This is a genomic window from Paraclostridium benzoelyticum (assembly GCF_001006285.1).
Lineage (GTDB): Bacteria > Bacillota > Clostridia > Peptostreptococcales > Peptostreptococcaceae > Paraclostridium > Paraclostridium benzoelyticum.
The window spans coordinates 1-6,075 of sequence record NZ_LBBT01000264.1 but is presented as its reverse complement, the minus strand read 5'-3'; the positions used below and the strand labels follow the sequence as shown (position 1 = coordinate 6,075).

At 29.0% G+C, this 6,075-nt stretch carries 5 protein-coding genes and 1 rRNA gene; 1 reads left to right on the top strand and 5 read right to left on the bottom strand.

Features of this window, described 5'->3' with window-relative positions:
* Positions 1-66 precede the first annotated feature (66 nt).
* Positions 67-606, bottom strand: a complete 540-nt coding sequence (gene nrdG, locus VN21_RS13530) for an anaerobic ribonucleoside-triphosphate reductase activating protein (RefSeq protein ID WP_046823721.1) — start codon at positions 604-606, stop codon at positions 67-69.
* Positions 607-642: 36 nt separating this feature from the next.
* Positions 643-2,994 (bottom strand): anaerobic ribonucleoside triphosphate reductase, encoded by a 2,352-nt coding sequence (locus VN21_RS13525; protein WP_046823720.1) that lies wholly within the window; start codon positions 2,992-2,994, stop codon positions 643-645.
* Between the two features lie 357 nt (positions 2,995-3,351).
* Here VN21_RS13525 and VN21_RS13520 point away from each other — a divergent pair, with 357 nt between their 5' ends.
* The gene (locus tag VN21_RS13520; protein WP_046823719.1) at positions 3,352-4,530 is read left to right on the top strand and encodes a pyridoxal phosphate-dependent aminotransferase; all 1,179 of its coding nucleotides are present in this window, start codon (positions 3,352-3,354) and stop codon (positions 4,528-4,530) included.
* A 124-nt stretch (positions 4,531-4,654) separates the two neighbouring features.
* On the opposite strand, the gene VN21_RS13515 is transcribed toward VN21_RS13520, so the two are convergent.
* The 3 genes from VN21_RS13515 to rrf form a co-directional block, all read right to left on the bottom strand.
* Entirely contained in the window at positions 4,655-5,002 is a 348-nt protein-coding gene (locus VN21_RS13515; protein WP_046823718.1) for an ASCH domain-containing protein, read from the bottom strand.
* 16 nt (positions 5,003-5,018) lie between these two features.
* Entirely contained in the window at positions 5,019-5,540 is a 522-nt protein-coding gene (locus VN21_RS13510) for a GNAT family N-acetyltransferase (protein WP_046823717.1), read from the bottom strand.
* A 377-nt stretch (positions 5,541-5,917) separates the two neighbouring features.
* A 5S ribosomal RNA gene (gene rrf, locus VN21_RS13505) occupies positions 5,918-6,034 on the bottom strand.
* Between the last annotated feature and the right edge of the window lie 41 nt (positions 6,035-6,075).

Here is a 6,075-nt window from a genome sequence, read left to right as displayed (position 1 = left end):
AATCTTTTTAAGAAAAAAGGCAAAAAAATAAGCATAAGTAAAAACTTATGCTTATTTTTTAATTTATTACTTTGCTATTCCTAAATCTTCTTTCATATATTCATCATGTAAACATATTTTCTTAAGCTCTAGTGTTTTCTTAACATCTATAATTCTTTGATTTGATGATCCTCTAAACTTAAGACTTATATCTCTCTTAGCTTCTATAAATCTTCCATCCACCAAAACATCTATATTTCTAAGTAAATTTAAATTATTAAAATATGAAGGGTTTTTCTTATCTGTAAGTTCCTCAAATGTATATCCTGTATATACCCATACATCTAAGTCATTATCTTTACATGTTTTTGCAACTTCAGCTAAAGCTTCACTTTGTAAAAATGGCTCCCCTCCAGATAAAGTTACACCTCTATGCAATTTTAGTTTTTCTATCTCTTTAAATATTGTGCTTGTATCTACTTCGAACCCACTCAGCAAATCATGAGTTTTAGAATTATGGCACCCTTTACAATTGTGTATGCATCCTTGTGTCCATAAAACAGCCCTAAGCCCAGGCCCATCTACTATACTATCTACAGTAATAGGCGAAGCTAATCTTATCTTCATGTATACTCCCCCTCATTAAAACATTAAATTTAAATATTAACTATGTTTTATTCTATCTCTAACTTCTGCTTTCTTTGCATTATTAAATCTATCTACTGTTCCTACTAAATATCCTGTTATTCTTCTTATTCTTTCAAATCCAATCTCTCCATCTGATTCTTTTCTACCACAAGCAGGGCAAATATCTCCAGGTATAACACCTGAATACCCACATACAGGATCCCTATCTAATGGATGATTTATACTTCCATATCCTATACCTAATTCTTTCATAGCTCTTATTATAGTTTCAAAAGCTTCTAAGTTATTTGAAGGACTTCCATCTAACTCTATATAAGTTATATGTCCAGCATTAGTTAATTCATGGTAAGGAGCTTCTATCTTTATCTTGTCAAAAGAACTTATTTTGTAATATACAGGTACATGGAATGAGTTTGTATAATATTCTTTATCTGTTATTCCTTCTATTTCACCATATTTATTTCTATCTATAGAAGTAAACCTTCCTGATAGACCTTCTGCTGGAGTGGCTATTAAAGAGAAGTTTAATCCATATTTTTTACTAGCTTCTTCCATTTTATCTCTCATATGACTAATTATATCTAGACCTAGATTTTGAGCTTCTTCACTTTCTCCATGGTGTTTTCCTATAAGAGCTATCAAGCATTCTGCTAATCCTATAAATCCTACTGTTAGCGTTCCTTGTTTTATAACTTCTTTTAATGTATCATTAGGACCTAAATCATCAGACCCTTTCCATACATTTTGTCCCATTAAAAACGGGAAATTTTTAACCTTTTTGTTCCCTTGAACTTCAAACCTTTCTAGTAATTGGTCTACTACTAAATCTATCTTTTCATTTAACTCTGAGTAAAACTCGTCTATATTTAGGTTTTGTCCATTTATACTTCCATGTTTTATTCCTAATCTTGGAAGGTTTATTGTTGTAAATGATAAATTACCTCTCCCACTTACAACTTCTTCTCCACATACATTACTAACTACCCTAGTTCTGCATCCCATATATGTAGCTTCAGTATCAGGTTTTCCTTCAACATAGTACTTAGCATTAAAAGGAGCATCTATAAAACTAAAGTTTGGGAATAATCTCTTTGCAGAAACTCTACATGCTAACTTAAATAAATCATAGTTATGATCTTCAGGATTTAAGTTTATTCCTTCTTTTACTTTGAATATTAATATAGGGAATATAGCTGTTTCTCCATTTCCAAGACCTTTTTCTACTGATAATAATAAGTTTTTAGTGACTAATCTACCTTCTTCAGATGTATCTGTTCCAAAATTCACACTTGAAAAAGGAACTTGAGCCCCTGCTCTTGAATGCATAGTATTTAAATTGTGTATAAAAGCTTCCATAGCTTGGTATGTGCTTCTATCTGTTTCTTTATATGCTTCTTTATATGCAAACTTTTGTGCTTTTTCTGCTACATCATCTTTTATATTTAATCTATTTATTAACTCTATTTTTTCTAAATTTATATATGACTCATCTAAGCTTATACTAGCCTTAGTATTTGTATTTTCCTCTACATAAGCTACAATGTCTCTTATTTTATCTAAAGCTTCTATACCTTCATATAACTCTAAAGCTTTGCTCATATTATTTATATATAATTTCTTAAATGTCTTATATACACCTTCAGCTAAACCATAATCGAAGAAAGGTATACTTTGTCCTCCATGTTGGTCATTTTGGTTACTTTGTATAGCTATTGCTGCTAAAGCTGCGTAACTTATAATATCGTTTGGCTCTCTTAAGAATCCATGTCCTGTTGAAAAACCATCTTTAAATAACTTTATTAAATCTATTTGGCAGCATGTTAATGTTCCCATATTTAAAAAGTCCATATCATGTATGTGTATATCCCCATTATCATGAGCAAATGCATGTTCAGGTTTTAACATGTAAGTTTTGCAAAACTCTTTAGACACTGTACTTCCATACTGAAGCATAGTTCCCATCGCAGTATTTCCATCTATGTTTGCATTTTCTCTTTTTATGTCAGCATCATCTGCATCAGCAAAAGTTATTTCTCCTATAGACTTCATAAGTCTAGATTTAGAGTTTCTTATTCTGCTTCTTTCAGTTCTATAAATTATGTATTCTTCACTAGTTTTAGCATGTCCTTTTTCTATAAGAACTTTAACTACAGCATCTTGTATATCTTCTACTCCAGGAGTATTTGTTGCAAACTTTATATTTAATAGCTTAATTACATCTTGAGTTAATAATTCTGCTACATTATAATCCGCTACACTACCTTCTCTTTGAGCAACTTTACTCGCAGCTAAGAATATAGCTCTCGTTATTCTATCTGAGTTAAAAGGTATAACTCTTCCATCTCTTTTCTTTACTGCTTGAATCACAATAAATTCCCCCCTCATCACAATATATAGTATCCGCAAATATTAAGCATACTATATATAGTATGCTTGGATGAAAAAAATCCCCTTTAACAAAGTCAAAGGGAAAATCTTTAAGTCATTACTTTACTACAATAAGCTTACCAAAATTGTACATAATCGTCAAATACCCTCTAAGCATTGAAATTACTATCTACATTTTTTGAACATTAGTATTTCTAATATGTTCAAATTTTTAGACTTTTTTATAATTTTTTCACTCATTTTTTGACAAATTTATCAATAAATCTTATATAGTTATCTTTGTTGTTATAAATTAATATATAATATACTTATCTATCTTAAAAAGGAGGATTAAACATGTTATCTAGTAGATTAAATAACATTACACCATCTTATACAATAGGTATAAGTTCAAAAGTTCGCGATTTAAAAACATCAGGAAAAAGTATAATTGATTTAAGTATAGGAGAACCAGATTTATCTGTTCCTAATGCAGCAATTCAACATGGAATAAACTCATTAAATGAAAACTTAACTAATTATGACTTAGTTCCTGGATTAAAAATTCTTAGAGATGAATTATCTGAAAAACTAAATTTAGAAAATGATTGTGATTATGCTCCAGAAGAAATAGTAGTTTCTAGTGGTGCAAAAAATGCTATAACAAATGCTTTATTAGCTATATTAAATCCTGGAGATGATGTTCTAGTTCCTAAACCTTATTGGGTTAGCTATCCTGAAATGATAAAACTAGTTAATGCAAATCCAGTTTTTATAGAAACAAATAAAGAAAATGAATTTAAACTAACTAAAGATATTTTAGAAAAGAGTATTACTTCAAAGACTAGAATGTTATTTTTAAATAATCCTTCAAATCCTACTGGAGCAGTTTACTCAAAAGAGGAATTATTAGAAATAGCTAATGTGTGCATAAAGAACAATATATACATACTAGCAGATGAAATATACGAAAGAATATGTTACAAAGATAAATTTGTATCTATAGCATCATTAAGTAATGATATAAAAAATATAACTATAACTATAAATGGTTTCTCTAAGTCATTTGCTATGACAGGTTTAAGAATAGGATATTCTGCAAGTAACAAAGAAATTTCTAAAGCAATATCAACAATACAGGGACATTTAGTATCTCATCCCTCTCTAACTAGTCAATATATAGCTTACGGAGCTTTAAAGGATTGTTCTGATTCTATTAATGACATGGTTGATATATATCGTTCAAGAAGAAATAAAGTGGTTGATATATTAAATCAATACAACAAATTAAATTATGTAACTCCAGATGGAGCTTTTTATACATTTATAGATTTATCTATGGTAAAAAATAATTTAAACTATACCGATAGTTTTTCTATAGAATTTTGTAATAAGCTATTAGATGAGTATGAAGTTGCTGCTGTTCCAGGAATAGCATTTGGAATGGATGATTATATAAGAATTTCTTATGCTTGTAGTGAATCTTCTTTTACAGAAGGATTAAAAAGAATAATAAAACTTGCTGAGTCTTTATAAAAATATATAAATTAATTTTACTTAAAATAAAAAACTGTTCAGGAAAATTTCACTTCAATTTCATGAACAGTTTTTATTTATATGTATACTTTTAAATATTTAATTCTATTATTTAAACATAAGTTTACTCATTAACAACTTTTATCTCAATACCCACTACCCCATATCTTTTTATATCTTCCTTAGAATAATATTGTTCCATATCATCAGGAGCTGCAAAATCATCATAACTATATCCAAGTTTAATTTTATTAAATTTTTTATATAGATCATTAAAATTCTTATATTTATATATTTCTAGAACTTTAACTTTTAAATGATTTTTACAATTACCATTATTAATAAAAGTAATATAATCCCCCTTTAATACTGTCTTTCTCTTTTCATCATATAATCTCATCTCTATCGTCTTCATTCCATTTTTTATTAATGTAAAACAGTCATTATTTAAAGTCATGATATGATTTTTCATCTAAATTTCTCCTATTTTATAATTTTATCCAATAACGTTTTATAATATTTCCATCAACCTCTACATTTTTTTCAAATACTCCTCCATTAGCAATTATAACTTTTTCACTGCCTATATTATCATGGTTACAAGTTATAAGCACTTTATCAAGTCCATATGACTTACAATTTACAAGATTTTGTTTAAGCATCTCTGTTGCATATCCTTTTTTCCTTTCACTCGGACGAACAGAGTAACCTATATGACCACCCCATAAACTTAGTACCGGGTGATTAATATGATGTCTTAAATCAATGATTCCAACAATTTTATTATCTCTTAGCCTTACAGCTATGTATAAATTAGAAGTTACCTTGTCTGATGGACAAGTTTTTTCACTTTCAAGTAAGTTAATTGTATCAATCCAATCTTTAGCCGTAGAACATTCTCTTAAGCTCCCACATCCAGCTAAATCATCCCCTAATTCTAAAAACTCTCGTTTATAGTCCATAATATCCTTAGCATATTCTAAAGTTGGCTTTATTAATTTTATTTTCATCTCTACATCCCCCTTAATTACTATGTATCTATATTATATAAAAATAATCTCTATTCATCATTATATGCTCAACTTTTAACTTAATTATATTAAATTTTTTATCTTCTTTTTTTATTTAACCCCATACCGTACAAGCGTAATCCTTCTTTATTTTTCACAACAAAAAGTGGTTGATACTTAGTTTTCATTCAAAGCATCTTCCCTTATCTCTTTATCTCATATCGTACAAGCGTAATCCTTTTTTATTTTACACAACAAAAAGTGGTTGATATTTAGTTTGCAGCGAAGTGGTCATTTAAAGCATCTTCTCAGCTTTATGACCCAAGCGCAAACTAAATATCAACCACCACTTAAATCCACGTAAAATAAAAAAGATTACGCGGCTACGTCCTACTCTCCCAGGCAGCTTCCCACCAAGTACCATCGGCGCTAAAGAGCTTAACTTCTGTGTTCGGAATGGGAACAGGTGTATCCTCTTTGCTGTAATAACCGCATAATCTTTATTTAGAGTTAGTACTCTAAAAACTGAATAACA